Below are 25,726 nucleotides of genomic sequence, written 5' to 3' on the forward strand. Positions count from 1 at the left end.
GCATGGGGGGTAGCAGGCAATGGCATTGACCAAGGCTGAGATGGCCGAAAAGCTGTTCGACGAAGTGGGTCTGAACAAGCGCGAAGCCAAGGAATTTGTCGACGCGTTCTTCGATGTACTGCGTGAAGCGTTGGAACAGGGACGTCAGGTGAAGCTTTCCGGCTTCGGCAACTTCGACCTGCGGCGCAAGAACCAGCGCCCGGGCCGCAACCCGAAGACCGGCGAGGAAATTCCGATTTCCGCCCGTACGGTGGTCACCTTCCGTCCGGGCCAGAAGCTCAAGGAAAGGGTAGAGGCATATGCTGGATCCGGGCAGTAACCGCGAACTTCCGCCGATACCGGCCAAGCGCTACTTCACCATTGGTGAAGTCAGCGAGCTGTGCGATGTAAAGCCGCACGTGCTGCGCTACTGGGAAACCGAATTTCCCAGCCTGGAACCGGCCAAGCGCCGTGGCAACCGCCGCTACTACCAGCGCCACGACGTGCTGATGGTGCGCCAGATCCGCGGCCTGCTCTACGAACAGGGCTACACCATCGGCGGTGCCCGCCTGCGCCTGGAAGGTGCCGGCGCACGCGACGAATCGGCGCTGAGCAACCAGATCATCAAGCAGACGCGGATGGAGCTGGAAGAAGTGCTCCAGCTGCTGCGTCGCTGAACCATTTTTCGATCAAACCGGTTATACTCGTCGGCCCGCTGAGAGGCGGGGACAACACCAGCAACATCGGGGCGTAGCGCAGCCTGGTAGCGCATCTGCCTGGGGGGCAGAGGGTCGTCGGTTCAAATCCGGCCGTCCCGACCATTGTTGGTGACACGATCAAGGGTTCGCACTTCTGGTGCGGGCCCTTTTTTGTTTGGGTAGCGTCCAAGACCAGATCGCCCAGGCGGTTGGGTTTCAGGAAGGGTTGGATTCCGACAAGTGGGCGCTGGCGGTTAATTGCGCAGGGTAGCCGTATCCACGAATTCATCTGGAATCCGCCGGCTGAGCCGCTGGAGATGTCAGCTTGGGCCCGTTCTTCGAGCTCACTTTCGATAACGCGATCAAGGATTGAACTTTCTCTCCCCGGTGCATTAGTTCCAAGTAACACACTGGGACAGGGTGCACTCTTTTGGACTGTTGCGCAGTGGTAAGGTTGCGCCCGCCTGATTTCCGGACGCGGTTTCATGTCTAACAGCGCCACTCCCGACACTGTGTTCAACGACACGTTGAATGAAGCGTTTGACGCGTTGAAGTCTGGTGTCAATGACAGCGTCGCGGTGCGTCGACTTCGAAAGAGGGCAGACGAGCTTTCATCGATCGATGCAGCTGGCGCATGGGAGCTCCGCGCATATGCGTCTGCAATGAGCAGTTTGTTTGATGCGGCGGATGAAGGTTTCGCGCGCGCCGTTCGGCTCCAACCAGCAAACTCAAATCTCAAGGTCCGTTGGTTGGCGATGCTGTGCGTCACCGGCCAGGCAGGCAAGGCGAAGGAGCGTTTCGTCGAGTTTCGGGCGGCGTTGGATGGCAACTTCGCTGCCATGCAGGCTGTCACCAGTCTGCTTGGGTACGTCGGCTTGCTGTATGACGCTTTTCTGCTTCGTGAGCGTGTTGCTGAGCTTGGCGGGGATGGCGGCTGCGCCATTCTTGAGCACGAGTTCGGTATAGCGTCTGCTCCAGACAGAAAAGGCGCGGATGCCCCTGACAACCGCGAAGGCGCAGAGTCCTTGCCGAGCAGCACCTATAAATTCTCTGTGGAGAACGCAGTGGATGACCTTTCAGCCCAGGGCTTGAATGTCGATGCGTGGTCCGAACCAGTCGGCTGCGCGATTCAGTTTCTTCGAGAAAGACAGCTGAAGGTGCTTGCGGTCAGATCTTCATTCATCCCGCACGAGTACGGCCCTGCGTCGATGCACTTTCAGATACTCATCGATGATGTGATCGATGTCACCAGCATCGCAGAATCCGACTTCTATGACCTTCTGGTTGAACGCGACTTTCCCATCATCCTGAGCGGTGGTGCCAGCATAGCGTTCATCCCTACTATCGATGAGGCGATCGATGCCGATCTCACCTGAGCATCTTCGTGACTTCGCCAGAAGGCACGCCTGTGGGCAGTCCGATGAGGTGGCTCTACGGGCGGCGTCCAGCAGGTCGTACTACGCCGCGTTCCATGTTCTGCATCCTTTCGTTGATCAGCTGCCGTCATCCCGTCGGTGCCCACCCAATGTCATGCACGTCTCTCATGCCGAGATGATCGAGCGGTTGAGGGAGTGGCGTACCGATAGGCTCGGCGTAGACCTGGGTTGCTTGGTGCCGTTGAAGAGCAAGCTGATTGTGAGGCTGATAGCCGCAAGGAACGCGCGCGTTCGCGCGGATTACCAGATGAACGCCGACGTGAGTCTTGGCGAGGTCAAGGATCAGATCTGCCGCGTTCGCGACATCGTTGACGCAGTAATGAAGATCAACAATGAGATCATCAGGCTGAAACGTTCTGCAAATCGGCCAACGAACTGAGTGTCCGCGAGGTTGTAGAAAGCGTTTGCGGTTGTGTAAATGGCAAAGATCTGGCGGTGACTGCATGGTCGATGTTTCAGGCTACATCCGCTGAGGGCCTGGCTGCTAAACGACAAGCAGCTTTTGCAATGATTTCCCAGCGTGGCTGGGGATGCTCCGAACCCCCTTTCGTGGTGACATGGAAGGCTTGCTAAGGAGACTGCTGCGTCATTGCGCTGTGGTATCGAAAAAGGCCCGTCTCGGGCCTTTTTCGTTGGTGTGTTGGCTTCAGTGCGTGGTTGCGGGGGAGTTGCTGTCTGCTTCTAGTGGAGCCAGCGGCTCTTCGTCGATGTCCACGATGGCGATCAGTGCGAGGAGGTTCTTGATGGGCATGTCCTCAACAGTGCCAGGGCAGCGTTCCAGTACGTCGATCAGTTCCAGCAGTTCGATGATCCTCAGATCGTAGATGCGAAACAGCTTGCGTATGGCGCGGAACAGGTCGTGTCGAGAGGGGTCGTGCTGGCCGATCATGCGTTTGACGAAGTTGCCCGCATCCGGGGAGCTTCCGCAGCGGCTCTCAGCGAGGGCCTGCATGATCTCGCCGATAGTCAGCGAATCCAGCGGTCGGGTGGTGGCGGCCAGGCGTTCTTCGAGTTCGACCCATGCCGAACTGTTCCATTCCAGCGAGTCGGAGATATCGCCGAAGTAGTGAGCGAGGTGGACGGTGACGCGGGTTGGCGCTGCGAGGGAGTCGTTGGACATTGCGGAATTCCTCAGTAGAAGTGAGATCCACCGCCCTGCGAAATGCCGATGGGCGCTGGTGCGCCTTTGACTCGGAACGCCAATTCCGGCCGCCGAATGTGCGGCGACGTACAGATGCTGCGTGCGATGAGACAGGCCAGTCAACGACTGGGGTGACGAACTGTGCGGTAGGGAGCGTTTGCTTGATCAAACCGTGCGGCGCGACGCGCTTGGTTTGTGCGGGGGCACATTCTGTGTGGGGCGCTGCGCTGGCTGCGTCCCGCCAGCTACCATGCAGATGTCAGTTTCAAACCGGTTTTCATGGAGGACACCTCAATGACAGTAAGGCGACTAAGGGCCACAGATCTGGAGCAGGCCAGTGCGGTGTGCATGGCGTCCTTCCTGGAGGCGGTGGCGCCGTCGCTGTCGCCGCTGGGGATCGAGACGTTTACCGGCATCGTGTCGATGAACGGGTTCGCCGACCGCATGTCCGACGACAACGACATGTTTGTCTTCGAGAGCGCCGGGCGGGTCGTCGGGGTGGCCGAGCTGATGGGCGGCCAGCATGTGGCCACGCTGTTCGTTGCGCCGGGGTGGCAGGGGCAGGGGGTTGGGCGGGCGCTGATGCAGGCGCTGCTGGAGTGCGCGCGGGGCGAGGTGGTTACGGTGCGGGCCTCGTTGAGCTCGGTGCCGGCCTATGAGCGCTATGGGTTCCGGGTGTCGGGGGAGGTGGGGGAGTACCTGGGGCTGGTATATCAGCCGATGGACATAAACGTGATCCTACTTTCACGCCGCCGCCCCTATGCTTCCCCTAAATGAACAGGGCTCTATCCCGTGCTGCAGGAACAGGAAGACAACAGCGCCAGGTGGCGGATCTACGAAGCTCTTCTACAGGCAACGCCGGATCTGTCGTACGTCTTTGACCTGCAACATCGCTTCATCTACGCCAACAAGGCGCTGCTGAACATGTGGGGCATGAGCTGGGATGAAGCCATGGGCAAGACCTGCCTGGAGATCGGCTACGAACCCTGGCACGCGGCAATGCACGATGCTGAGATCGAGCGGGTGATTGCCACCAGGCAGCCCATCCGTGGTGATGTACCGTTTCCGCACGCCACCGAAGGCGTGCGCATCTACGATTACATCTTCACCCCGGTGATCGGCCCGGATGGCGAAGTGGAGGCCATCGCCGGCAGCACCCGCGATGTAACCGAGCGCAAGCGCCACGAGCAGCACCTGCAACTGCTCATCAACGAGCTCAACCACCGCGTCAAGAACTCGCTGGCCATGGTGCAGTCCATTACGCGCCAGACCTTCCGCAATGCACAGAGCATCGTCGACGCCGGCGAAAAGATCGAAGAGCGGTTGTTGGCGCTTGCCGGCGCACACGATGTGTTGACCCGCGAAAACTGGCACAGCGCCGATATCCAGGATCTGGTCCAGGCCACGAGCGACCTGCATGGCGAAGGGGGACAGCGCTTCGACATCCATGGCGGGCCCTGCCGGCTTGATCCCCGCCGTGCACTGGCGCTGGCCATGGCCCTGCACGAGCTGGGCACCAACGCGGTCAAGCATGGGGCGCTGTCGGGTCCCGAAGGCCGCGTGCGGGTGGAATGGGCGCACCGCGAGGTCGATGGCAGGGACCTTATCGAACTGGAGTGGCAGGAGCGCGATGGCCCGCCGGTGCAGCCGCCCGCGCAGCGCGGGTTTGGTTCGCGATTGCTGGAACGTGGAATCAAGCACGATCTCGGCGGCAATGTGGAGCTGGCGTTCGAGCCGGGTGGTGTGCGGTATCGGGTCTCGATACCGCAGGGCGATGACGCGGTCCAGGTGCACCCATGAGTCCGCGCGTCCTGGTAGTCGAAGACGAATCGCTGATCGCGATGCTCGTCGAGGACGGCCTGGAGACGCTGGGCTACGAAGTGGTAGGGCCGGTGGGCACCGTGGATGCGGCGCTGCGGATGGTCGAGCAGACGCCCTTCGACCTGGCGTTGCTGGACATCAATCTGGGCGGGAAACAGTCGTTTCCGATAGCCGAGGCGCTGGAGTCGCGCGGCATTCCGTACGTATTTCTGACCGGCTATGACAGGTCCAGCCTGCCGCTGGCGTTCCAGCATCGCTTCGGGTTGCAGAAGCCGTTCCGGATGTCAGCGCTGCAAAGCGCACTCAAACGTCTGCAGGAATCAACGCCTGCGAGCGAGGCAGCCGCCCATCGCCCACCGCCGGGCCAGTGATGCGGGTGCCTGTCTGAATCAGCCGACGGCGCGGATCACTTCTTCAATCAACACGACGTAGCAGGCCACAAAGTAGACCTTGAGCAGGGCAGGGTGCTGCTTGGATACGAATGCGCGCATGGCATTTGAAGGAAGAGTGGGACGTCAGCATTGTGACCAGCCGGTGAAATTGAGGCAACGATCACACATTCAGTGCTGTGATGAGAGGTTACGTGAGCGACCTTCAAAATCAATGGTTTACGGGGGGTGGCTCGGAGAAGCACCCTACCGTTCGTCGGAAATTTCCTACGAGTGCACCTGAATACGTAGCCAACGTCTTCACAGTCAAGGTAGCGATTTCACGCCGTTCACGCGCCCCATTCACTGTTGCGGCACGCGTCAATGGCTAGCGTGGAGCCCTGTCAGTCAACCCGCATTCCGGGGAAAGGAACAACATGATCAAGTGGGCCATCATCTTCGCCATCATCGGTCTCATCGCCGGCGCGCTTGGCTTTGCCGGCATCGGCGGCGCCGCCATTGGCGTGGCCAAGTTCCTGTTCTGGGCCGGCATCATCATCGCCGTCATCCTGTTCCTGCTGGGCATGACGGTCGCAAGGAAAGTGACCTGACCCCAGGGCCGTAACGTGTAACACCGCCGAAGAAGCCTGCGCAGCGATGCGCAGGCTTTTTTGCTTCATTCGAAGTAGAACGACACGCCGAGCCCCGCCTGCAGATCCGGGCTGTTGCGGTCAAGGCCGAGGTCGAACGAGGCGTCCAGCTGCACTCTTCGTGCTGCCATCCAGGTGACGCCTGCACCTGCCACGGAGGTGGAAGGTTTGCCATTTGTATGGGTGAAACCGGCCTCGATGTAGGTGCTCACGGTGTCGCTTACGGCGAGGCTGAGGCCGGGCGACCAGCTGAATTCGTCTTCGCCCCCGCCGCGCGTGGCATTGGCATACAGCGCTCCGCTCCACGGGTCGTTGAAGGTGTATTCGTAGCTGGCGCCGAGCTGGTACTGGGTGCCGCCTTCGCTGAAGTCGCGCGAGCCGGTGTCGAAGCTGGTGCTGGCCAGCAGCGCGATGGCATGGTTGTCCGACTCGAGGGGGAGTGCGAACTTCAGTGCCAGGCCGCTGTCGCCTGCGCCACGTGTGGTGGTCGAGGGCGCATTGCGCGGCGCTTCGCGCAGGCGGTTCCAAGGGCTGCCGAACGCCTGCAGTTCCAGGTTGGCGCCCAGGCCCACGCGCAGCAGCAGGTCGGTGCCGTATTGCGTGGTGCGTGTGCCGTCGTCATCGCGGTCGCGTTCGTAGCTGGGCAGGCCCAGTTCCAGTGCGGCGCCGCCGCGCGGCAGCACCGAGGCGGAGAAGCCCAGTCCCGGGCGATCGAACGCGGGTGTTTCCGCGTCATCCTGCTGCGCCCACGCAGGCGCGGCCAGCGCCAGCAACATCACCGCCATCACACCACGCATCGCCACACCTGCTGTCGGGAAACAGCTGCAGCCTAGCGATGCGCCGGCAACGCGCCGTGAGGATGTGCTCTCACTCTTTTGCGCGGCCTTCGTCCTGGCCAGCGTCCCTTTCCCGGCGGGTATCGTCGTCGCTGTCATTGCGTCCCTGCCGGGCATGGCGCTGGCCGGGCAGATCGGTGGACAAGGTGCGCGAGGGTTCGGCGATCAAGGGGCTGCGGCTCTGTGCATGCACGCGCGGCAGGGGCACGCGCGGGTCGGGCAACACCCAGAAGCCATTGCCCAGTTCCGGGCGGCGTGCCGTCTCGTGGTCCAGCGGCGGGGCGGGATCTTCCTCTTCCAGGTCGGGCCACAGCGGGCCATTTCGCCTGCCGCCTTCGTCGTGCTCATGGTCGTGCGCGCTGTCGCTGTCGTCCGCAGCGGAAGGCGTCGTCTCATCCAACGCCTCGGCGGCCTCCTGCCAGCCCGGCGCATCGGGGCTTACTGCTTCGGCAAGCGGGGAGGGCGGTTCAATGCGAGGCGGCAGCGGCGGCGGAACATCGGAGGGAACTCGCATGTCAGTGCGTCCAGTGCGCTGGAAGGGAAGCCGGACAGTGATCCTGCCGGCCCCGCTTTTCAACGCAACAAGTCGCAAACTGCCCAACCGTGCGGATCACTCCGGGTGGGTCAGCGCCAGCAGCCCTTCCAGCAGCCGCGCAGCGCGCGGCTGCCCGTCATCGTCGATCGGGCAGGCCATGGACTGCAGCCAGAAGCCGTGCGCGGCGCGGCGCGCGGCAGTGAGGCGGTGGTCGTCGCCTTCGCCGGGGTGGCGCAGCAGCTGGGCCTGGATCCATTGCTTGAGCGCCTGGGCGATCTCCGGGTCCGGCCGCCCACGCGGCGCACCGGCGCCCGGTTCGGGCGGCAGCAGGCACGCACGGAAAATCGCGGTGACATAGGCGCGGGAAAAGCGTCCGTGCCGGTCCGGGTCCTGGTCGATCAGCGTCTGTACGGCCTGGTCGAACGAGACCAGCGCCGCAGCCAGCGCCGGTGCATCTGCGGGTTCGTCAGTGCTCAGCATCGGGAAGGGTCGGCTCATGTGGGGGCCTGCGGCAGGTGCGGCGGCGTGGTGCCCGCCTGCGCGAGCACCCCGTGCAGCAGTTCAATCACCCGTTCGCCCTGGCCGTTGCAGGCCAGTTCGAAGGTGGTGTGGCCACCGAGGGCGGCCAGTGGGGCATGCAGGATCCATTGCAGTACCTGGCTGCGGTCCGGCTCGATCTGCAGCGCTATGTTGGCGACACGGCGTACGATGCCTTCGCGCATGGTCAGAATCCGTAAGTGAGCGCCAGCAGCGCGGTGTCCATGTGGTCGCCCCGGGTCATCGGGCTGTCTTTCACCGCACCGGAAAGCAGGGTGCGGCGCAGCGATGCAGTGGCGGTCCAGTGCGCGCCCAGCGGCATCAGCGCGGTGACATCGATATACGGGGCCACGCCGCTGTCGGCCGTGTAACGGGCCAGCCCGCTGCGCTGCGCTTCATCGGCACTGATGCCGAAGTAGTAATCGTTGAGCGCGCTGCTGGCGTAGTTCACGCCCACGCCGGGCATCAGCACGACCTTTCCGGTTGGAATCGGGTACGCGTACTTGGCATCGGCCGCCACGCCGCCGCCGTGGCCGCTCACTTCGGCCAGCACATTGCCCTGCAGCACGCCCCACGGCGCGGTGTGGCGCACGGCTACGCCGGCCATCGCAGAAAGATTGCGGTTGTCGAGTTGGCGCAGCTGCAGATCATCGGTGTCCTTGCGCTTGAAACGCATCACGTGCGGCTGGGCCAGCAGCGAGACTTCGGTCTTGTCGTTGTCCAACAGCGTGTAGCCGATGCTGCCGCCGCGGAAATGGAACTTCTTTCCTTCGTAGTTGATGACCGGCACAGGCAGGACGTCGGTGTCATAGCCGGCATAGGGCGATTTCTGTGCCACCACGGCCAACCCCAGGCTGCTGCGGGCTCTTTCGCCGGGGGCCGCCTGGGCCAGCACGTTGCCGCTGGCCAGCAGGCCCAGCAGGGTGAAACCTGCCGCTGCTGCCTTCCGTGAACCGATCTGCATGGGTACTGCTCCTGGGGGCGATCAAACCCCATGATGTCGCCCGGACATTGTGGGAACGTTGCGCCGGCCTGCGGGTTACCATCGGCGCCCATTCCCCCTTGCCCGTACTGCGATGCGCATTCTGCTGCTTGAAGACGACCCCGAACTGGCCGGCGCCATCCAGGCCAGCCTGGGCCGGCATGGCATGGTGGTGGACCTGGTGGTGTCGATGGCGCAGGCCGCTGAGGCGCTGAAATCGGGCGTACACCAGGTGCTGCTGCTGGACCGGCAGCTGCCCGATGGCGATGGCGCCAACTTCGTGCGGGTGGCGCGCAGTCACATTCCCAACCTGCCGGTGATCATGCTCACCGCGCGCGATTCGGTGGCCGACCGCGTGACGGGACTGGATGTGGGCGCCGATGACTACCTCACCAAACCGTTTGCGGTGGAAGAGCTGCTGGCGCGGATCCGCGCGATCTCGCGGCGGCCGGCGCAGATCACCCTGCCGGTGCTGGCGCTGGGCCGGCTGCAGTTCGATTTCGTGGCGCGCCAGGCCAGCGTGGCTGGTGCGCTGCTCGCCTTGCCGCGGCGACAGCTGCTGGTGCTGGAAGCACTCGCCCTGCGCCAGGGCCGCACGGTGGCGCGCGCGGCGCTGCAGGAAGCGGTGTACGGCTTCGATGATGAGATTCAGTCCAACGCACTCGATGCGCACGTCTCCAAGCTGCGCCGCGCGCTGGCCGATGCCGATGCGCAGGTGGAAATCCACGTGATGCGCGGTATCGGCTATCTGCTCAAGGAGACCGCATGAAGTTCCTCAAACCCGGCTCGCTGTCCTTCAGCCTGGCCTGGAAGATCTGCCTGATCCAGATGACCATGGTGGCGGTGGGCCTGACCGGCATGGTGCTGATGTACGGGGACCGTGGCGCAGCCTACATCGACTGGAAAACCAGCCAATCGGTGGCCGAGGCCATCCATGTGGAGGGCGATGCGCTGGGGGTGGATTGGGAGGCGGTCGACGCCGCCGTGCCTGATCGCCCGGCCACGTTCTGGTTTGCCGCCGCCGACGAGCAGGGCCGGACGCTGCAGCAGGGCAACGTGCCGGCTGCGTTCCGCCCACTGGTTGAGCAGTTGCAGCATGTCGAACCCACCGACGTGCGCACGCGCACCCACGGGGTGGAGCTGGCAATGCGGGTGTGGGTGACCGAACCGGAGGGTGGCCGCATCCACGTGATGCTGGGTGGCATTCCGCATCGGGGCCTGTGGCGGCAGATGCTGGTGGTGATCGGCTATCTCGGCGGCTGGATCACGCTGCCGCTGATCGTGATCACGCTGGTCGTGGCACCGTGGGCGATCCACCGTTCGCTGCGCGGGGTGAACCGGGTTGCGGCGCAGGCGGCAGCGATCCAGATCACCGAACGGGGGCGCGGCCTGGATACACACGCGGTGCCGCGCGAAATCGTGCCGCTGGTGGATGCATTCAACGCGGCGGTGCGGCGCATTGGCGAGAGCTACGATGCGCAGGATCGTTTCCTGGTGGGTGCCGCGCACGAGCTGCGCATGCCGATTGCGATCCTGGCCACGCGCATTGCCGATCTGCCGCCGGGGCAGGTCCGTTCGCGGCTGCAGCGCGACCTCGGGCGGTTGAGCAACATCGCCGAGCAGCTGCTGGACCTGCAGCGGCTGGATCATCACCGCAGCCAGCACCAGCGCATCGATCTGGCCGCCCTCACCGGCGAGGTCGCTGCGGATGTGGCGCCGCTGCTGATCGATGCCGGTTACGAATTCGCGGTAGACGCACCGGAGGCACCGGTCTGGGTGCTGGGCGATCCCGATGCGTTGCACCGGGTGATCAGCGGCCTGCTGCAGAACGCCATCGCGCATGGGGGTGGACGTGGCCTGGTGGTGGTGGAGCTTCAGGCCAGCGGGGTGCTGTCGGTGAGCGATGACGGCGATGGCGTCCCGGAGCAGGCGCGGCAATCGATCTTCGAACCGTTCCACCGGCTGCGCCCCAGCGGCAGCGGCAGCGGGCTGGGGCTGTATCTGGCGCGCGAGATCATGCTGCGCCATGGCGGCAGCATCGTGGCGGAGGAAGCGCCCAGTGGCGGTGCACGGTTCGTGATGACGCTGCCGGTGGTATAGGGGAAGCGTGGGGCCGGGTATAGGGCGGATACCAATATCAGACTAATCCGATAGTTCGCTGTCGGCTTCGGCCGTATGGTGCGGGTGAGGGATACCCCCCCGGAGTGCACCATGAACATTACCGTGAAGCACGCTGACCACCGCTGGTGCGTTCTGGACCCCAGCCGCAATGAGGCCGCCGCCTTCGCCGAAGGCGCGGTGGCGTTCGATTTCGCCGACAACCTGGCCCGTGAACAACACGCCGAAACCGGGCGCAGCGTTGGTGTGCGGGTGGAAGTAGCAGACGCTTTTGTAGACGTGATCCGATACGGCTGACCGGACCGGAGCCGGTCAGCTGCGCGTTGGCTAGTTGAATCGACCCTGAAATGAGCGATCGTCGGCCTATAGGCGACGGGCCTCGCTTGCATGATCCTGTGCCTATTCACAAAACGGATCGAGGCAGGCATGAGGAACAACGCGATGGCGAATGGAACGCACAGGTGGGTGTGGGCGCTGCTGCCGGCGCTGCTGGCTGCTGGCGCGGCTGCCCAGGCGCAGCAGTACGAGCGGTACCGTGACGATGGCTACAACGATGGCCCGATTCGTTGCGAATCGATCAAGGGCCGCACCCAGCAGTGCCCGATCGAGGGCCGCGCGCGCCTGGTGCGGCAGCTGTCGGGCACCCAATGCATCGAGGGCGACAACTGGGGTCAGGCGCGCAATGGCGTGTGGGTCACCCGTGGTTGCCGCGCGGAGTTCGTGGCCGAAGGCCGGCGGCCCTCGCATGGCAATGGCAACGGTTGGGGCAACAACGGCGGTGGCTGGGGTGGTGGACGCGGGCAGGTGATCAGCTGCGATTCCAACGACAACCGCATGCGCCGCTGCAACGTCAGCATCCGCCGCGAGGCCCGGCTGATCCGCCAGACCTCACGCAGTGCCTGCGTTGAAGGCCGCACCTGGGGCTGGAACCGCGACGGCGTATGGGTCAACGGCGGTTGCCGCGCGGAATTCGAAATCCGCTGACGGCGTTCCCAAGCGGGGGGTTGGGGTCAGGCGCTCAGCGCCTGACTGCCCAGATTCGGCCAGCGCTTCATCACCGCGGCCCGGATGCCCGCCGCATCAATGCCCGCTTCGGCCAGCAGGTCTTCCCGGCTGGCATGGTGCTGGAAGCTGTCCGGCAGGCCCAGGTGCAGGAACGGGCGCAGCACGTCTTCGGCATTGAGCAGTTCGGCAACGCCCGAACCGGCGCCACCGGCCACTACGTTGTCTTCGATGGTCACGAAGCCCTGGTGGGTCTTGGCCAGCTCCAGCAGCAGTGCGCGGTCCAGCGGCTTGATGAAACGCATGTTGACCACGCTCAGCCCCAGCTCACGCCCCACGGCTTCGGCCGCCGGCACGGTGCTGCCAAACGCCAGCAGCGCGATGCGGCTGCCCTGCACGCGCAGGTCGGCCTTGCCGATTTCCAGCGTGGACAGGTCGTTGCCGGCCTCTACACCGGTGCCGCTACCACGCGGGTAGCGCACGGCGGCCGGGCCGTCGTACTGCAGGCCGGTGCTGAGCATCTGCCGGCATTCGGCTTCGTCTGCAGGGGCCATCACCACCATGTGCGGCACGCAGCGCAGGAAGCTCAGGTCCAGGTTGCCGGCATGGGTGGCACCGTCCGGGCCCACCACGCCGGCGCGGTCGATGGCGAACAGTACATCCAGTTTCTGCACCGCCACGTCATGCACCAGCTGGTCGTAGGCGCGCTGCAGGAACGTGGAGTAGATCGCCACCACCGGCTTGGCCCCCTGGGTGGCCATGCCGGCGGCCAGCGTCACCGCGTGCTGCTCGGCAATGGCCACATCGTGGTAGCGCTCCGGGTATTCCCTGCTGAAACGCACCAGGCCCGAGCCCTCGCGCATGGCCGGGGTGATGCCGAGCAGACGCGGTTCGGCGGCGGCGGCATCGCACAGCCAGTCGCTGAACACATCGGTGTAGGTAGGCTTCTTCGCGCCGCCCTTGGCCACCAGGCCCTTGTCGGGGTCGAACGGGCCCACGGCGTGGTAACCGATCTGATCGCCCTCGGCGCGCTCGTAGCCCTTGCCCTTGGTGGTCATCACGTGCAGCAGCTTCAGGCCCTTCAGGCCCTTGAGCGTCTTCAGCGTGGCCACCAGCGCAGGCACGTCGTGCCCGTCGATGGGGCCGGTGTAATGGAAGCCCATTTCCTCGAAGAAGGTGGACGGCACGAACATGCCCTTCCAGTGTTCTTCCCAGCGCTTGACGAAGCGCGCCGACGGAGATTTCTTCTTGTCGCCCAGGATCCGCTTGCCGCCTTCGCGCAGCGCATTGAGCGTGCGGCTGCCGGTGGCGCGGCCAAGCATCTTGGTCAGCCCGCCGACGGCTTCGGAGATCGACATGTTGTTGTCGTTGAGGATCACCAGCAGGTTTGGTTCCTGCTCCATGCCACCGGCATGGTTGAGCGCTTCGTAGGCCATGCCGGCGGTCATTGCGCCATCGCCAATCACCGCCACCACCTTGCGGTCGTCGCCTTCGAGCTGGCGCGCGATGGCCATACCCAGTGCCGCGGAGATGGAGGTGGAGGAGTGGCCGACCCCGAACGTGTCGTACTCGCTTTCCTCGCGCTTGGGGAACGGCGCCACGCCGTCCTTCTGCTTGACGGTGTGGATCTCGTCGCGGCGGCCGGTCAGGATCTTGTGCGGGTAGGTCTGGTGGCCCACGTCCCACACCAGCTGGTCGACCGGGGTCTGGTAGAGGTAGTGCAGGGCCACGGTGAGTTCGATCACGCCCAGCCCGGCGCCGAAATGGCCGCCGCTCTTGCCCACGGATTCGATCAGGTAGGCACGCAGTTCATCTGCGATGGCGGGCAGTTCGGATTCATCGAACCTGCGCAGGTCATCCGGATTCTGGATGCGCGACAGGCGGGGATAGCGTGCGGAATCGATCATTTTTATCGCGCTTCTTCTCAAGCGCCTATTTTCGCCCCCAAACCGGGGTGGGGCAAGCAAACCGCCATACCGGTGAGCACACGGTGAGGATCCCTGCGACAACCGGTCGCAGGGTTCAGGCAGCGAGCTTGGAGCGTTTGGGCAGCTGCGCCTTCAGAAACGCCATCTGGTCGGCCAGGATGTTCCGGTTGGAGAGGATCATGTGTTCGATCCAGCTGGGCCGGTAAGGCACGGCCAGAAGGGGCATGCCGGCCTGCTGCGGGGTGCGGTCGCTCTTGCGCGAATTGCAGTGGAAGCAGGCGCTGACCACGTTTTCCCAGACATCCAGGCCGCCCTTGGACAGGGGCATGACGTGGTCGCGTGTCAGCTGCGGGCGGTGGAACTGTTGGCCGCAGTAGAGGCACAGGTGAGCGTCACGCGCGAACAGCGCCTGGTTGGACAGGGTCGGGGTGGGGTCGATCGCGCGGGAACGGGCATGGCCACGTGCGGCGATGATCGGGTGCAGGTCAACCCCGCTCTGCTGGCCGGTCAACCGGTTGATGCCACCATGGATGTGCAGGCAGGGGTCGCCCAGGGTCCAGGCAACGGCATCGCGCGAGTAGAGGCAGGCGGCGTCCTGCCAGTTGATCCAGTCCAATACCCGGCCATGGGCATCGAGGGACAGCAGGCGGACGCTGCCGGGCCGATGCAGGGTAACGATCGGCGATAGCTCGGGGACCGGGGCGGACGAGGCTCCGGTATCGATCAGACCTAAGCGCGTAGTGTCTGTCTCCATCGGGAAAACAGCTTATACCGGATTGATTGCAATTTGGGTATAGGAACGAACCAAAGGTTCGTTCCGGGTAGCAACCGACCGTTGGTCGGTTGACCTTCCCGTATCCCATCAACGCCCCGGGGTGCAGTCGGAGTAATGCTTCACGACCGCCGTACCCACCAACGGTGGGTACCTACCGGGAATGCAACATCCACGGATGTCGCCGCCGGTTACTCCCCAAACCGGGCGTCGTCCATCGCCATGAGCGATTCCGCGCCAGCCTGGATGGCGGCGGCATGGCTGAGGGTGCGCGGCAGCATGCGGGCGAAGTAGAAGCGGGCGGTTTCGCGCTTGGCCTGCTTGAACGCCTCACTCTGCGCGGACGCATCGGCAGCGGCCACGCTGCGGGCCCACCAGTAGGCCAGCACCACGTAGCCGGAATAGAACAGGTAATCGAAGCTGGCCGCGCCCAGTTCGTCCGGATTGGCTGCCGCGCGCTGCAGGGTGGCCATGGTCAGCTGGCCCCATTCCTGGGCCTTGGCGCGCAGCGGGGCGATGAACTCGGCCAGTGCTTCGTTGCCTTCGTTGGCCTTGGCGAAGGCGTCGATCTCGGCCAGCATCAGCTTCAGCCCGGCGCCCTGGCTGGCGGCGGTCTTGCGGCCGATCAGGTCCAGCGCCTGGATGCCGGTGGTGCCTTCGTACAGGGTGGTGATGCGTGCATCGCGGGCCAGCTGCTCCATGCCGTGCTCATGGATGTAGCCGTGGCCACCAAAGCACTGCAGGGCGTTGTAGGTGTTTTCGATGCCCCATTCGGTCTGGCAGGCCTTGGAGATCGGGGTGAGGAAGCTCACCAGCGTCTCGGCGCGCTCGCGCTCGCCGGCATCGTCGGCATGGTGGGCCACGTCGATCAGGGTGGCCGCGTGCAGCGCCAGCAGGCGGCTGCCTTCCACCAGCGACTTGATCGACAGCAGCATGCGACGCACATCCGGATGGACCAGGATCGGGTCAGCCGGCTTGTCCGGGTTCTTCGGGCCGCTCAGCGAACGCGACTGCAGGCGTTCACGCGCATACTTCAGTGCGTTCTGGTAGGCGCGCTCGGACAGGCCGATGCCCTGCAGGCCCACGCCCAGCCGCGCGGTGTTCATCATGGTAAACATCGCCTGCAGGCCCTTGTGCGGCTGACCGACGAGGTAGCCTTCGGCGCCATCGAAGTTCATCACGCAGGTAACCGAGCCCTTGATGCCCATCTTGTGTTCGATCGAACCGCAGCGCAGTGCGTTGCGCTCGCCCACGTTGCCGTTGCGGTCGACCTTGAATTTCGGGGTGACGAACAGCGAAATGCCCTTGGCACCGGCCGGGGCGTCGGGCAGCTTGGCCAGGACCAGATGCACGATGTTGTCGGTAAGATCGTGCTCGCCTGCGGTGATGAAGATCTTGGTGCCGGTAATGGCGTAGCTGCCATCGGCATTGGGTTCGGCCTTGGTCTTGAGCAGGCCCAGGTCGGTGCCGCAATGCGGTTCGGTCAGGCACATGGTGCCGGTCCAGCGGCCTTCGATCAGCGGCTTGAGGAAGGCATCCTGCTGCCAGGCTTCGCCGTGCTGCTTCAGCGCTTCAATGGCGCCGTGCGAGAGCAGCGGGAAGTTGCCCCATGCCAGGTTGGCGGCGTTGATCATCTCGTTGAGCGGCACGCCGAGCGTGTGCGGCAGACCCTGGCCACCCAGTTCCGGGGCGGCGGTCAGGCCGGTCCAACCACCATCGACGAATTGCGTGTACGCCTGCTTGAAGCCGGGCGGGGTGGTCACTTCACCGCTGGCCTGGTCGAGCACGCAGCCGATCTCATCGCCCACGCTGTTGAGCGGCGCAAGCACGCTGGTGCTGAAGCGCCCGGCTTCTTCCAGCACCGCATCGACCACGTCGGTGGTGGCGTCGGCAAAGCCCAGGCGTGCGAACAGCGGCTCGACCTTCAACACGTCATGCAGGGCGAAGCGGATATCGGAAAGCGGTGCGGTGTAACTGCTCATCGTCAGGTCTCGATCAGATACGGGAAATCAGTGGGAACGGGGTGGATTCAGCGCAGCACGCCGGGCAGGCCGGGGGCCTGGTTGAGGGTGCTGCGGCTGTCGATCTCGAAGCTGCGCTGCTTCTTTTCCTGCGGGGTGGCGGCTACGGTGCCCTTGAGTGAATAGCCCAGGGTGCGGTTGCCGGCCAGCGCGTCGGCCACCACGATGCGCGCGGCCGAGGAGGGCTGCAGCTGCACATTGATGACATCCGCCGAGACACCCCCGATGGAGATGGCCGGGCGTGCGCTTACCTTGCCGGCATCCTGGTCACCCACCTGCATCTGCAGCTCCACGCTGTCGAAGGTCATGGGCATGGAGCTGAAGTTCTGCAGGCGCAGGGCCAGGGTCCAGTCGCCGTTGGCGCCCACGGTCAGCTGCTGCACGCTGGCCGCCGGCGGCGAGACCCGCTTGACGTTGGTGTTGCAGGCGGTCAGCGCAACGGCGGTGCCGGCCAGCAGGGCCACGGTAAGAACGGTACGGAGGCGGTGGAACATGGGCGCAAATCCTCGTGCAGGTGCCGCGTAGGCAAGAGCATACTACGGCGTATGGTGGTTGTGCGGGTATGGCGGGGCGGCAGGTACCCGCCGTGGGCCACAGGCCGGCCGGTACTGGCCGTGGGCCAAAGGCCGGTAGGTATCGACCGTTGGTCGATACCCTAAGACAAGCGAACGTGCATTCAGGTTTCAGGCGCGCCCGGGCGTCAGTCCACCGGGGCCATCACCTTCAACGGCGCCAGGTCATACCCCATCGCTTCAGCCCTGGCCTTCAGACGGGCGAACAGCGCCGCATCCATCCGCGGCGAGCGCGAGAGGATCCACAGGTACTTGCGGTCCGGGTCCCCCACGACCGCCCACTGATAATCCGGGTCCAGCGCGATGACCCAGTAATCGGCCCATACCAGCGGCACCCACGCCAGCCAGTCGGGCACGAAGCGCACCTGCAGCTGGCCCGGTTCGCCGTCCACCGGCCGCGCCACGCCTTCGGCCGCGATGCGCTCGCCATCGCCGGTACGGCACGCGTTGTGCACGCTGATGCGGCCATCGGCGCGCAGCGCGTAGGTCGCCGTGATGTCACCCACGCACTTCTTCTGGAACGACACCGGCAGGTGCGCGATTTCATGCCACTGCCCGGCGTAGCGGCCGATGTCCAGCTGCGGCACCGAGCGCACCGGTTCCACCGCGTAAGCGGTGACGGAGGTCAACAACAGCGCGGCAGCTAACAGGGCAGGGCGAATGGGCATGGGTGTCTCCCGGCAGGAGGCCAGAGCTTAGGGGGCGTGGCGTTGGCGGGTGTAAAGGTTTTGTCAGCCGCGCGCTGGATCAGGGGGCGAACCGCACGTGGCGCGGGTCGCTTACCTGGAGCTGGGTCTGGAAGTAGTACTTGCCGGAGGGCTTGCCGTCGTGGGTGAACGCGATGGTGGTACGGCGAGCGGTGCCCTGTACCAGCAGGCGACGGTTGACCAGGTATTCCAGCGGCATGCCCAGCTGCTTCTGCAGTGCTTCGCGTTGCGCGGCATCCAGCCACACGTTCAACGCGAGCTGATGGCGGTAGTCGCGTTCGCTGTTGAGGTAGATGCGATCTTCGGTGACGTCGGTGTTCTTGACCGTGAACACGAAGGTGCCACTGATGCCGCGCTGCGGATCTTCGTTGGCGGCGAACACGGCTTCGGCGGGGGTGATCCAGCCTGGCGTGACCGTCGGCATCGGCGCGTTGGGAGCGGTCATCGCACTCTGGTGCGCGCAACCAACGCTGAGCAGCAGGAACGGCAGAAGCAACGCGACACGCATGGGACATCCTTGTTCAATGACGGTGTCCACATTCTGCATGCGCCTGCCTGCAGTGCCACTACAGCAATGCAAAAAAAAAGACCTGCATTTCTGCAGGTCTTTTGGATTTGTGGTGGCCGAGGACGGAATCGAACCGCCGACACGGGGATTTTCAATCCCCTGCTCTACCAACTGAGCTACTCGGCCACTTCATCGCTGCGTTGCCGCTGGCGAGGACGCGAATAATACGGAGGTCTACGGGGTTCGGCAAGCGTTTCGACAAAAAAAATTCACATTCGTTGCTGCGGCCTTGGTGTGGCGCGTCAAATGCTTGATCGCAGGTGTGCGTCGCGCATGAATCGGTGTTCATCCGCGCACGTGGTCACCCGCGTCATCGGGCATGGCTGCCAGCAGCACGATGCCTGCCGCCATGAAGACGGCCGCCAGCAGCAACGATGCCTGGTAGCTGCCGCTGCTGCGGGCCAGTGTGCCGGCCAGTGCCGGTGCCAGGATCTGCGCTACGCCATAGCTGAGGGTGAGGTTGGCCATCGCCTTGGCCGGGTTGCGCGGGTAGTGGCGGCCGACCACGGTGAGGGTGAGGCTGACGATGCCGGCGAACGTCAGGCCGAACAGCAGCGCGCTGCCGAGCCCGGCGGACAGGCCAGTGTCCAGCAGGGGCAGCACGAACGAGGCCGCCTGCAGGGCGAAGGCCAGCATCAGGGCGCGGATCAGGCCGATGCGCGCGGCAATGCGGTCCCAGGCGAACGTGGACGGTACCGCCGCCAGCCCCACCAGCACCCACACCGCGCTGCCGTGGCCGCGGAAGGCGGGGGTCTGTTCGAGGATGGCAACGATGAAGGTGGCGCTGACCACGAAGCCGATGCCGGCGCAGAAGTAGGCCGCCACCAGCAGTTGGCGCCAGCGCCGGCTGGGCGGGGGTGGGGCCTGCGCGGCCTGGGCGGCGGAGGTTGGGGAAGGCGCTGGCATCCAGCACCAGGCGGGAACCAGGAACAGCACGCCGAGCAGGCCCAGCCAGCCCCATTGCGCACTGGACCCGGCATGCCCGGCCAGGATGCCGGTAGCCAACCCGGACACCACGATGCCCAGGCCCAGCCCGGCGAAGTGCAGGCCCAGGCGCGGGCGCTGTCCGTTGGCCAGCAGCCAGTTCAGTACCAGCCCGGAGGCCAGCAGCAGGCCGGCGGTGCTGGAAAGGCCGGCCACGAAGCGCAGCAGGCTCCACAGCCACGGCTGGGTGGTGACCGCCATCAGGCCGGTAGCGACGACCGCCAGCACCAGGCCGATCCGGTAGAAGCGGAATTTCTGCTGCATGTTGCCCAAGCGGGCGGCCAGCAGCGTGCCGAGCAGGTAGCCCAGGTAGTTGAAGGTCGCCAGCCAGCCGCCCTGCGCGGCGCTGAGGCCGGCATCTGCCAGCATCAGGGGCAGCAGCGGGGTATAGGCGAAGCGGGCCAGCCCGACGGTGAGCACCAGCGCGCAGATGCCGGCGGCGATGACCTGCCAGGGCTTCCGTGCAGTAGCGGAGGCGAGGGGAGTGGACATGCGGGAAGCCAAAAAGGGACGCGCCCATGGTCGGGCAGGCGCGTGGCGGCTGTCTTTCGATAGAATGTCGCATCATGTCTATCAGCCGCCACGAAGGGTCGTCCACGCTCAACGGGCCTTGGAAAGAAGTTCCGGTGCCGTCGCTGCGCGCGATGCCGTGGCCGGTGATGGCGCGCAGCCAGGAGCTGGCTGCCGGCGAGCGTTTCCCGCCGCATGCGCATGACTGGAACCAGGTGGTGTTCGCCACCCACGGCGTGCTGCAGGTGACGGCGCGCAATGCGCGGCATGTGATCACCCCGCAGCAGGCGCTGTGGGTGCCCACCGGCATGGTGCATCACACCGGTGCATTGAGTGCGGCGGCGTTCCGCAACCTTTACGTGGCCGATGATCCCGCGCTGGGCATGCCCGACCGGTGTGCGGTGCTGGATGTGTCGCCGCTGCTGCGCGAATTGATCGTGGAGCTGGGGCAGGTGCGGCCGGAAGACGATGCGGTGTACTACGCGCACCTGAGCGCGCTGGTGACCACGCAGCTGCGCCGCCAGCGCCAGCATGTGCGCCACCTGCCGTGGCCGCAGGATGCGCGGCTGCAGCGCTGGTGCCAGGCACTGCACGACCAGCCCGGTGATGCGCGCAGCGTGGACGAGTGGGCGCGGGTGCTGGGAGCGTCGCCGCGCACGCTGGCGCGGCATTTCGAGCGCGAGACCGGCATGAGTCTGCGCACGTGGCGCACCCGGTTGCGCCTGCTGCGCGCGATCGAGTGGCTGGCGCAGGGGCGTTCGCCGACGACGATCGCGCATGACCTGGGCTATGCGTCGGCCTCGGCGTTCAACTACATGTTCCGCATCGAAATGGGCATGAGCCCTCTGCAATGGCGCAGGGCACGACAACCGGATTGAACGGGACGTCGCCGGGAAGCGACACGCGCGCGGCCGGGGTGGGGGAGGAGACCCCGGCGCGCCAGCGGAACGGATCAGGCCAGCTCGGTCAGGACCTCGACCAGGCTGTCCACATCGCGGGCGCCGTCGTAGCGCACGCCATTGATGAACAGACACGGGGTGCCATTGACGCCGCTGCGTACGCCGCCCATGAAGTCGCGTTCGATACGTGCATCGAAGGCGCCGTTGTCGGCGGCCTGAAGCAATGCCGGGTCCAACCCGAGCTGCCTGGCATAGCCCTGCAGGTCCCGCGCGCTCAATGCATCCTGGCGCTGGTAGAGCAGGTCATGCGCTTCCCAGAACAATCCCGCATCGGCGGCTGCTTCGGCGAAACGCGCTGCGGGCAGTGCATTCGGATGGATTTCGGAAATCGGGAAATTGCGGAACACAAAGCGCGTCCGGTCGCCCAGCGCCTGCTGCACGGCCTTGAGCATGGGGTACGCCTCGCCGCAGTACGGGCACTGGTAGTCGCCGTACTCGACCAGGGTGATGGCCGCATCGGCCGGGCCCTGGCTGTGGTCCTGCGCGCTCACGGGAATCGACAGACCTTTCATGACGCTGCTCCTGCAGTGGAGGGAAGTTGCGCCAACGCTTCCAGAATGCCGTCGGCGCCGGGATTGATGCCCAGGGGTGAGATGTAGCTCCAGCGCACGATGCCTTCGGCGTCGATCACGAACAGCGCGCGCTCGCAGACACCGTCCTGTTCGCGGTACACGCCGTAGCGGCGGGCCACCTCACCCTTGGGCTCGAAATCGGCCAGCAACGGGAAATGCAGGTGGCGCTGCTCGGCGAAGGCGGCGTGGCACCACACCCCATCCACGGAGATACCCACCAGCTGCGCGCCGCTGCGGTGGAACTCGGGCAACAGCTGGTTGTACAGCGCCAGCTGGTCGCCGCAGACCGGGCTCCAGTCGGCGGGGTAGAACGTTAGGATCACCGGGTGGCCGCGCAGCTCGTCCAGGCTGACGCGCTGGTCCGGGGTGGCGGGAAGCTGGAACGCCGGCGCGGGTGCGCCGATGGGCAGCGAAATGCGGGGTGCAGCGGACATGGCAGTCTCCTGCAGGAACGAAACAGCGCGTGGATCAGCGGATGGGACGGGTGCTTTCGAACAGGAACCAGCTGCGGCGTTCGGCCTCGTCGATCCAGTTCTCGATCAGGCTGGTCGTGGCCACGTCGTTGTGGGTGGTGCACACCACGTGGGTGGCGCGCAGATAGCGGGTGAGCTGGCGGTTGTCGTCAGCCAGTTCGGCCAGCATGTCTTCGGGGGTCACATAGTCCGCGTCGTTGTCGAGCAGGCGCTGGATGCGGTGGATCTGCCCGATCGAGCGCAGGGTGGTGCCGCCGACCTTGCGCGCGCGTTCGGCGATGGCATCGGTGGTGGCGAAGATCTCCTCGCCCTGTTCATCCAGCATCAGGTGGTAGTCGCGGAAGTGCGGTCCGGACAGGTGCCAGTGGAAGTTCTTGGTCTTCAGGTACAGCGCGAACACATCGGCCAGCAGCACGGTGAGCGCACCGGCGATGTCCTTGCCGGCCTGCAGGCTGAGGTCGGAGGGCGTACGCAGCGGGGCGGTCTGGCGGGGCGTGGCGACAACATCGTTCATGGCAGCTCTCCGGTAGCGGGGGAAGACGGCCGGCCCGCAGGTGCTGCGGGAAGCCGATGGATCCAGACTAGTCAGCGTGGGCCGGCGAAAACATTGCGCCATCGTTTCCCCGGCTCATACCTTGGTTTCGGCCACCTGCCGGCGCATCCCTCTTTGGGGGGATCTGCCGCCCCCGGGTGCGGGGGATACTTGGCTCACCCCGGCGCAGCTCACTGCGCCCTGCCAGGAGGCCAGACCGTCGTGCCCAGCTCGACTCCCACGCGCCAGCGCACCGCCGCGGCGTCCACGTTGCGCGGTCGCACCGTGTTCCGCGCCGCTGCCGCGCTGCTCACGCTGGGCATCTTCCTGATCGATGTGCTTACCACGCTGGAAGGTGCGGTAGCCGTGCTGTACGTGGTGGCGGTACTGCTGGTGGCGCGCACCGGGCGCCGCGCGGACATCGTGGTCACTGCCGTGGCCGGCATCGTGTTGACCCTCGTCGCATATCTGGATTCGCACGGGGTGAACCATGTGGGCGCGCAGACCTTCCGCGCACTGGTCAGCCTCGCGGCGGTCATCATCACCGCGTTGCTGGCACTGCAGTACCAGGGGGCGATGCAGCGCCTGCGCGGGCAGGCAACGCTGCTGGACCTGTCGCACGACATGATTTTCGTGCGTGACCGGAGCGGGGTGATCACGTTCTGGAACCGCACGGCCGCGCAGGTGTACGGCTGGTCTGCCGAGGACGCCATTGGCCGCGTGGCCGATGTCCTGCTGTCCACCCGCTACCCGCAGGCGCGCGAAGCGGTGGAGGCCACCCTGCTGCAACTGGGCAGCTGGGAAGGCACGCTGGAGCAGCGCACCCGGGACGGCGCCTGGCGCGTACTGGAAAGCCGCTGGGTGATCCAGCGCGATGGCCTTGGCCGCGCAACGGGGGTGATGGAAACCCATACCGACGTCACCGAGCGCCGCCAGGCCGAGGATGCCGCGCTGCGCGCGCACGCCGAACTGGCGCACGCCACGCGCGTGGCCACGCTGGGTGAACTCACCGCTTCACTCGCGCACGAGGTCAACCAGCCGCTGATGGCGGTGGTGACCAACGGCGAGGCCGGGCTGCGCTGGCTGCAGCGCGAACCGCCGGATCTGCACGAAGTGGCGGCTGCCATCACCCGCACCGTGAGTGAAGCGCGCCGTGCCAGCGAGATCGTCAAGCGCGTGCGTGCGTTCCTGGCCAAACGCAGTACCCCGCGCGAAGCCCTCGACGCCGGCGCGCTGATCGAAGACGCGGTGCGGCTGGTCCAGCACGAGCTCAACCGCGAGGCAGTGCAGCTGCGCGTGGCCGTGGCCGACGGCCTGCCGCCCCTGCACGGCGATGCAGTGCAGCTGCAACAGGTGCTGGTGAACCTGCTGATCAACGCCAGCCAGGCCATGGCGGGGCAGGCCAGCGCGCGGCAGCTGGTGGTGGAGGCGCAGCCCGGCGCGCCCGGTGAGGTGGCCATCAGCATTGCCGACAGCGGTCCGGGCATCGACAGCGCGCACCTGGATACCCTGTTCCAACCTTTCTTCACCACCAAGCCGGAAGGCATGGGCATGGGCCTGGCGATCTGCCGGTCCACCGCTGAAGCACATGGCGGGCACCTTTCCGTAGAGAGCGCGCCCGGCCATGGCGCCACCTTCCGGCTGGTGCTGGCCACCCATTCCGCAGGAGCTTCGCCCTGATGAGCCCGAACCCGCCGCGCGGCACCACCGCCCCCGCGCCGCCACTGGTCGTGGTGGTTGATGACGATCCCGCCGTCCGTGACGCGTTGGACAGCCTGCTGCGGTCGGTCGGACTGCAGACCCGGGTGCTGGGCTCGCCTTCTGAGCTGCTGCAGGCCGCGCTGCCGGACGTGCCCGGCTGCATCGTGCTGGACGTGCGCCTGCCGGGCATCAGCGGCCTGGACCTGCAGGGCCAACTGGCCGCGCAGGGTATCCACCTGCCCATCGTGTTCATGACCGGGCACGGCGACATTCCCATGACGGTGCGCGCGATGAAGGCCGGCGCGGTGGATTTCCTGGCCAAGCCGTTCCGCGACCAGGACATGCTGGATGCGGTCAGCGCCGCGATCGAGCGCGATACCCGCCGCCGCCAGGAGACGGCCGCACGCGGTTCGCTGGAAACCCGTTACGCCACCCTGACCCCGCGCGAGCGTGAGGTGATGGCGCACGTGGTGGCCGGGTTGATGAACAAACAGGTGGCTGGCGCGCTGCACCTGAGCGAGATCACGGTGAAGATCCACCGCGGCAACGTCATGCGCAAGATGGGCGTGCGCTCGCTGGCCGACCTGGTGCGGCAGGCAGAAGCACTGGGCGTGGGCACCGGCACCGCCTGAACCTGCCGGGCACAAACCTGTGTATGGTTCCGGCCCGCGGCCGGATCGGGCATAAAGGCCCCATGAAGCCGAGTTACCGCATTGCGATCGTCGATGACGACGAGGGGGTCCGCCAGTCGTTGTCCAGCCTGGTGCGCTCGCTCGGCCATGAAGCGCGCACCTACGCTTCGGCTGCGGCGTTCCTGGCCGACGAGGGCGACGCACCCGACTGCCTGCTGACCGACATGCAGATGCCGCAGATCAGTGGCGACCAGCTGCAGGCCGAGCTGCTTGCGCGTGGGTGCGCGTTTCCCATGATCTTCATGACCGCGTTTCCCACCGATGCGCTGCGCGCGCGGGTGATGGAGCGGGGCGGGCGCGCGTTCCTGGTCAAGCCGGTGGAGGGCGAGGCGATGTCGCGCTGCATCGATGAGGCACTGGGACGGTAACGCCGGCCCTTGGCCGGTCCCCATGACCACTGCATCACACGACCACCGCTACGGTGCAGGCATGCCCCTATCGGCAGGCCACCACGAGCACGCGCATGAACACCGAAAAGCAGCCCGGCAAGCAGCAGGGCGTTGACGAATCCAAGCAGGACAGGAAGCAGGAAGATGCGGCAAAGGCCCGCCCCGGCCAGACCGATGAGAGCGTCCGTCAGTCCGAAAGCCGTCGCCCGCCGATCAAGGACAACCCGGACGCATGACACAATC

Annotated in this window: 33 protein-coding genes and 2 tRNA genes; 18 read left to right on the forward strand and 17 right to left on the reverse strand. The window is 65.6% G+C overall.

Features of this window, described 5'->3' with window-relative positions:
- Nucleotides 1–19 precede the first annotated feature (19 nt).
- The 5 genes from ACGFZ3_RS11865 to ACGFZ3_RS11885 all read left to right on the forward strand — a co-directional run bounded on the left by ACGFZ3_RS11865 (nucleotide 20) and on the right by ACGFZ3_RS11885 (nucleotide 2,492).
- Complete coding sequence (locus ACGFZ3_RS11865; protein ID WP_005410432.1) at nucleotides 20–319, forward strand: integration host factor subunit alpha; 300 nt, start codon at nucleotides 20–22, stop codon at nucleotides 317–319.
- Complete coding sequence (locus ACGFZ3_RS11870; protein WP_068853353.1) at nucleotides 300–656, forward strand: MerR family transcriptional regulator; 357 nt, start codon at nucleotides 300–302, stop codon at nucleotides 654–656. The genes ACGFZ3_RS11865 and ACGFZ3_RS11870 overlap by 20 nt, the downstream gene beginning before the upstream one ends.
- A gap of 67 nt (nucleotides 657–723) precedes the next feature.
- A tRNA-Pro gene (locus tag ACGFZ3_RS11875) sits at nucleotides 724–800 on the forward strand.
- Nucleotides 801–1,162: 362 nt separating this feature from the next.
- Nucleotides 1,163–2,053: a hypothetical protein gene (locus ACGFZ3_RS11880; RefSeq protein WP_392921075.1), complete on the forward strand. Its 891-nt coding sequence runs from the start codon at nucleotides 1,163–1,165 to the stop codon at nucleotides 2,051–2,053.
- Entirely contained in the window at nucleotides 2,037–2,492 is a 456-nt protein-coding gene (locus ACGFZ3_RS11885; RefSeq protein WP_392921078.1) for a hypothetical protein, read from the forward strand. The genes ACGFZ3_RS11880 and ACGFZ3_RS11885 overlap by 17 nt, the downstream gene beginning before the upstream one ends.
- 267 nt (nucleotides 2,493–2,759) lie before the next feature.
- On the opposite strand, the gene ACGFZ3_RS11890 is transcribed toward ACGFZ3_RS11885, so the two are convergent.
- Nucleotides 2,760–3,233 (reverse strand): hypothetical protein, encoded by a 474-nt coding sequence (locus ACGFZ3_RS11890; protein ID WP_392922041.1) that lies wholly within the window; start codon nucleotides 3,231–3,233, stop codon nucleotides 2,760–2,762.
- A gap of 369 nt (nucleotides 3,234–3,602) precedes the next feature.
- On the opposite strand from ACGFZ3_RS11890, the gene ACGFZ3_RS11895 reads away from it, so the two are divergent.
- From ACGFZ3_RS11895 to ACGFZ3_RS11910, 4 genes are all read left to right on the forward strand, one after another.
- Nucleotides 3,603–4,031 carry a GNAT family N-acetyltransferase gene (locus ACGFZ3_RS11895; RefSeq protein ID WP_392921081.1) on the forward strand — a complete coding sequence of 143 codons (429 nt, stop codon included), beginning with the start codon at nucleotides 3,603–3,605 and terminating at the stop codon, nucleotides 4,029–4,031.
- An 18-nt stretch (nucleotides 4,032–4,049) separates the two neighbouring features.
- Nucleotides 4,050–5,054, forward strand: coding sequence for an HWE histidine kinase domain-containing protein (locus tag ACGFZ3_RS11900; protein ID WP_392922002.1), 1,005 nt, complete (start codon nucleotides 4,050–4,052; stop codon nucleotides 5,052–5,054).
- Nucleotides 5,051–5,446 carry a response regulator gene (locus ACGFZ3_RS11905; RefSeq protein WP_392921083.1) on the forward strand — a complete coding sequence of 132 codons (396 nt, stop codon included), beginning with the start codon at nucleotides 5,051–5,053 and terminating at the stop codon, nucleotides 5,444–5,446. The genes ACGFZ3_RS11900 and ACGFZ3_RS11905 overlap by 4 nt, the downstream gene beginning before the upstream one ends.
- 434 nt (nucleotides 5,447–5,880) lie before the next feature.
- Entirely contained in the window at nucleotides 5,881–6,054 is a 174-nt protein-coding gene (locus ACGFZ3_RS11910) for a DUF1328 domain-containing protein (protein ID WP_392921086.1), read from the forward strand.
- Nucleotides 6,055–6,119: 65 nt separating this feature from the next.
- On the opposite strand, the gene ACGFZ3_RS11915 is transcribed toward ACGFZ3_RS11910, so the two are convergent.
- From ACGFZ3_RS11915 to ACGFZ3_RS11935, 5 genes are all read right to left on the reverse strand, one after another.
- The gene (locus ACGFZ3_RS11915; protein WP_392921089.1) at nucleotides 6,120–6,890 is read right to left on the reverse strand and encodes a transporter; all 771 of its coding nucleotides are present in this window, start codon (nucleotides 6,888–6,890) and stop codon (nucleotides 6,120–6,122) included.
- Nucleotides 6,891–6,960: 70 nt separating this feature from the next.
- A complete protein-coding gene (locus ACGFZ3_RS11920) occupies nucleotides 6,961–7,443 on the reverse strand; it encodes a hypothetical protein (protein ID WP_392921092.1) in 483 nt (160 codons plus the stop codon).
- 96 nt (nucleotides 7,444–7,539) lie between these two features.
- Entirely contained in the window at nucleotides 7,540–7,962 is a 423-nt protein-coding gene (locus ACGFZ3_RS11925) for a hypothetical protein (protein ID WP_392921095.1), read from the reverse strand.
- Nucleotides 7,959–8,186, reverse strand: coding sequence for a hypothetical protein (locus tag ACGFZ3_RS11930; protein ID WP_392921098.1), 228 nt, complete (start codon nucleotides 8,184–8,186; stop codon nucleotides 7,959–7,961). Before ACGFZ3_RS11930 ends, ACGFZ3_RS11925 begins: the two co-directional genes overlap by 4 nt.
- 2 nt (nucleotides 8,187–8,188) lie before the next feature.
- Nucleotides 8,189–8,965 (reverse strand): MipA/OmpV family protein, encoded by a 777-nt coding sequence (locus ACGFZ3_RS11935; protein ID WP_392921101.1) that lies wholly within the window; start codon nucleotides 8,963–8,965, stop codon nucleotides 8,189–8,191.
- Between the two features lie 112 nt (nucleotides 8,966–9,077).
- Between ACGFZ3_RS11935 and ACGFZ3_RS11940 the strand changes: the two genes are divergently transcribed.
- The 4 genes from ACGFZ3_RS11940 (at nucleotide 9,078) to ACGFZ3_RS11955 (ending at nucleotide 12,085) form a co-directional block, all read left to right on the forward strand.
- A complete protein-coding gene (locus ACGFZ3_RS11940) occupies nucleotides 9,078–9,752 on the forward strand; it encodes a response regulator transcription factor (RefSeq protein WP_392921104.1) in 675 nt (224 codons plus the stop codon).
- A complete protein-coding gene (locus ACGFZ3_RS11945; RefSeq protein ID WP_392921108.1) occupies nucleotides 9,749–11,083 on the forward strand; it encodes a sensor histidine kinase in 1,335 nt (444 codons plus the stop codon). The genes ACGFZ3_RS11940 and ACGFZ3_RS11945 overlap by 4 nt, the downstream gene beginning before the upstream one ends.
- Before the next feature lie 111 nt (nucleotides 11,084–11,194).
- Nucleotides 11,195–11,398, forward strand: a complete 204-nt coding sequence (locus ACGFZ3_RS11950; RefSeq protein ID WP_392921112.1) for a hypothetical protein — start codon at nucleotides 11,195–11,197, stop codon at nucleotides 11,396–11,398.
- 144 nt (nucleotides 11,399–11,542) lie between these two features.
- Entirely contained in the window at nucleotides 11,543–12,085 is a 543-nt protein-coding gene (locus ACGFZ3_RS11955) for a DUF3011 domain-containing protein (RefSeq protein ID WP_392921115.1), read from the forward strand.
- A 26-nt stretch (nucleotides 12,086–12,111) separates the two neighbouring features.
- On the opposite strand, the gene dxs is transcribed toward ACGFZ3_RS11955, so the two are convergent.
- From dxs to ACGFZ3_RS11995, 8 genes are all read right to left on the reverse strand, one after another.
- Complete coding sequence (gene dxs, locus ACGFZ3_RS11960; protein WP_392921117.1) at nucleotides 12,112–14,010, reverse strand: 1-deoxy-D-xylulose-5-phosphate synthase; 1,899 nt, start codon at nucleotides 14,008–14,010, stop codon at nucleotides 12,112–12,114.
- A gap of 115 nt (nucleotides 14,011–14,125) precedes the next feature.
- Complete coding sequence (locus tag ACGFZ3_RS11965) at nucleotides 14,126–14,785, reverse strand: HNH endonuclease (RefSeq protein WP_392921120.1); 660 nt, start codon at nucleotides 14,783–14,785, stop codon at nucleotides 14,126–14,128.
- Between the two features lie 209 nt (nucleotides 14,786–14,994).
- On the reverse strand, nucleotides 14,995–16,785 hold the full coding sequence (locus tag ACGFZ3_RS11970; RefSeq protein ID WP_392921123.1) for an acyl-CoA dehydrogenase C-terminal domain-containing protein: 1,791 nt from the start codon (nucleotides 16,783–16,785) through the stop codon (nucleotides 14,995–14,997).
- A gap of 47 nt (nucleotides 16,786–16,832) precedes the next feature.
- Nucleotides 16,833–17,318: an LEA type 2 family protein gene (locus ACGFZ3_RS11975; protein ID WP_392921125.1), complete on the reverse strand. Its 486-nt coding sequence runs from the start codon at nucleotides 17,316–17,318 to the stop codon at nucleotides 16,833–16,835.
- Between the two features lie 206 nt (nucleotides 17,319–17,524).
- Nucleotides 17,525–18,064, reverse strand: a complete 540-nt coding sequence (locus ACGFZ3_RS11980) for a lipocalin family protein (RefSeq protein ID WP_392921128.1) — start codon at nucleotides 18,062–18,064, stop codon at nucleotides 17,525–17,527.
- Between the two features lie 79 nt (nucleotides 18,065–18,143).
- Nucleotides 18,144–18,611, reverse strand: a complete 468-nt coding sequence (locus tag ACGFZ3_RS11985) for a hypothetical protein (protein WP_392921130.1) — start codon at nucleotides 18,609–18,611, stop codon at nucleotides 18,144–18,146.
- A gap of 110 nt (nucleotides 18,612–18,721) precedes the next feature.
- A tRNA-Phe gene (locus ACGFZ3_RS11990) sits at nucleotides 18,722–18,797 on the reverse strand.
- 159 nt (nucleotides 18,798–18,956) lie between these two features.
- Nucleotides 18,957–20,147 carry a YbfB/YjiJ family MFS transporter gene (locus ACGFZ3_RS11995; protein WP_392921133.1) on the reverse strand — a complete coding sequence of 397 codons (1,191 nt, stop codon included), beginning with the start codon at nucleotides 20,145–20,147 and terminating at the stop codon, nucleotides 18,957–18,959.
- A 74-nt stretch (nucleotides 20,148–20,221) separates the two neighbouring features.
- Here ACGFZ3_RS11995 and ACGFZ3_RS12000 point away from each other — a divergent pair, with 74 nt between their 5' ends.
- Complete coding sequence (locus ACGFZ3_RS12000; protein WP_392921136.1) at nucleotides 20,222–21,043, forward strand: AraC family transcriptional regulator; 822 nt, start codon at nucleotides 20,222–20,224, stop codon at nucleotides 21,041–21,043.
- A gap of 74 nt (nucleotides 21,044–21,117) precedes the next feature.
- On the opposite strand, the gene ACGFZ3_RS12005 is transcribed toward ACGFZ3_RS12000, so the two are convergent.
- Genes ACGFZ3_RS12005 through ACGFZ3_RS12015 form a run of 3 tightly spaced genes read right to left on the reverse strand, consistent with a single transcriptional unit; the run spans nucleotide 21,118 to nucleotide 22,683 of the window.
- Nucleotides 21,118–21,636 carry a DsbA family protein gene (locus ACGFZ3_RS12005; protein ID WP_392921139.1) on the reverse strand — a complete coding sequence of 173 codons (519 nt, stop codon included), beginning with the start codon at nucleotides 21,634–21,636 and terminating at the stop codon, nucleotides 21,118–21,120.
- A complete protein-coding gene (locus tag ACGFZ3_RS12010; protein ID WP_392921142.1) occupies nucleotides 21,633–22,130 on the reverse strand; it encodes a peroxiredoxin in 498 nt (165 codons plus the stop codon). The genes ACGFZ3_RS12005 and ACGFZ3_RS12010 overlap by 4 nt, the downstream gene beginning before the upstream one ends.
- Before the next feature lie 34 nt (nucleotides 22,131–22,164).
- The gene (locus tag ACGFZ3_RS12015; RefSeq protein ID WP_392921145.1) at nucleotides 22,165–22,683 is read right to left on the reverse strand and encodes a Dps family protein; all 519 of its coding nucleotides are present in this window, start codon (nucleotides 22,681–22,683) and stop codon (nucleotides 22,165–22,167) included.
- Nucleotides 22,684–22,923: 240 nt separating this feature from the next.
- Here ACGFZ3_RS12015 and ACGFZ3_RS12020 point away from each other — a divergent pair, with 240 nt between their 5' ends.
- The 4 genes from ACGFZ3_RS12020 to ACGFZ3_RS12035 all read left to right on the forward strand — a co-directional run bounded on the left by ACGFZ3_RS12020 (nucleotide 22,924) and on the right by ACGFZ3_RS12035 (nucleotide 25,719).
- Nucleotides 22,924–24,381 carry a sensor histidine kinase gene (locus ACGFZ3_RS12020; RefSeq protein WP_392921148.1) on the forward strand — a complete coding sequence of 486 codons (1,458 nt, stop codon included), beginning with the start codon at nucleotides 22,924–22,926 and terminating at the stop codon, nucleotides 24,379–24,381.
- Nucleotides 24,381–25,034: a response regulator transcription factor gene (locus tag ACGFZ3_RS12025; protein ID WP_392921151.1), complete on the forward strand. Its 654-nt coding sequence runs from the start codon at nucleotides 24,381–24,383 to the stop codon at nucleotides 25,032–25,034. Before ACGFZ3_RS12020 ends, ACGFZ3_RS12025 begins: the two co-directional genes overlap by 1 nt.
- A 62-nt stretch (nucleotides 25,035–25,096) precedes the next feature.
- Nucleotides 25,097–25,462 carry a response regulator transcription factor gene (locus ACGFZ3_RS12030; protein ID WP_392921154.1) on the forward strand — a complete coding sequence of 122 codons (366 nt, stop codon included), beginning with the start codon at nucleotides 25,097–25,099 and terminating at the stop codon, nucleotides 25,460–25,462.
- Nucleotides 25,463–25,557: 95 nt separating this feature from the next.
- Entirely contained in the window at nucleotides 25,558–25,719 is a 162-nt protein-coding gene (locus ACGFZ3_RS12035; protein ID WP_392921157.1) for a hypothetical protein, read from the forward strand.
- Nucleotides 25,720–25,726: the final 7 nt, after the last annotated feature.

The sequence above is a fragment of the Stenotrophomonas sp. NPDC047960 genome, assembly GCF_043204395.1.
Lineage (GTDB): Bacteria > Pseudomonadota > Gammaproteobacteria > Xanthomonadales > Xanthomonadaceae > Stenotrophomonas.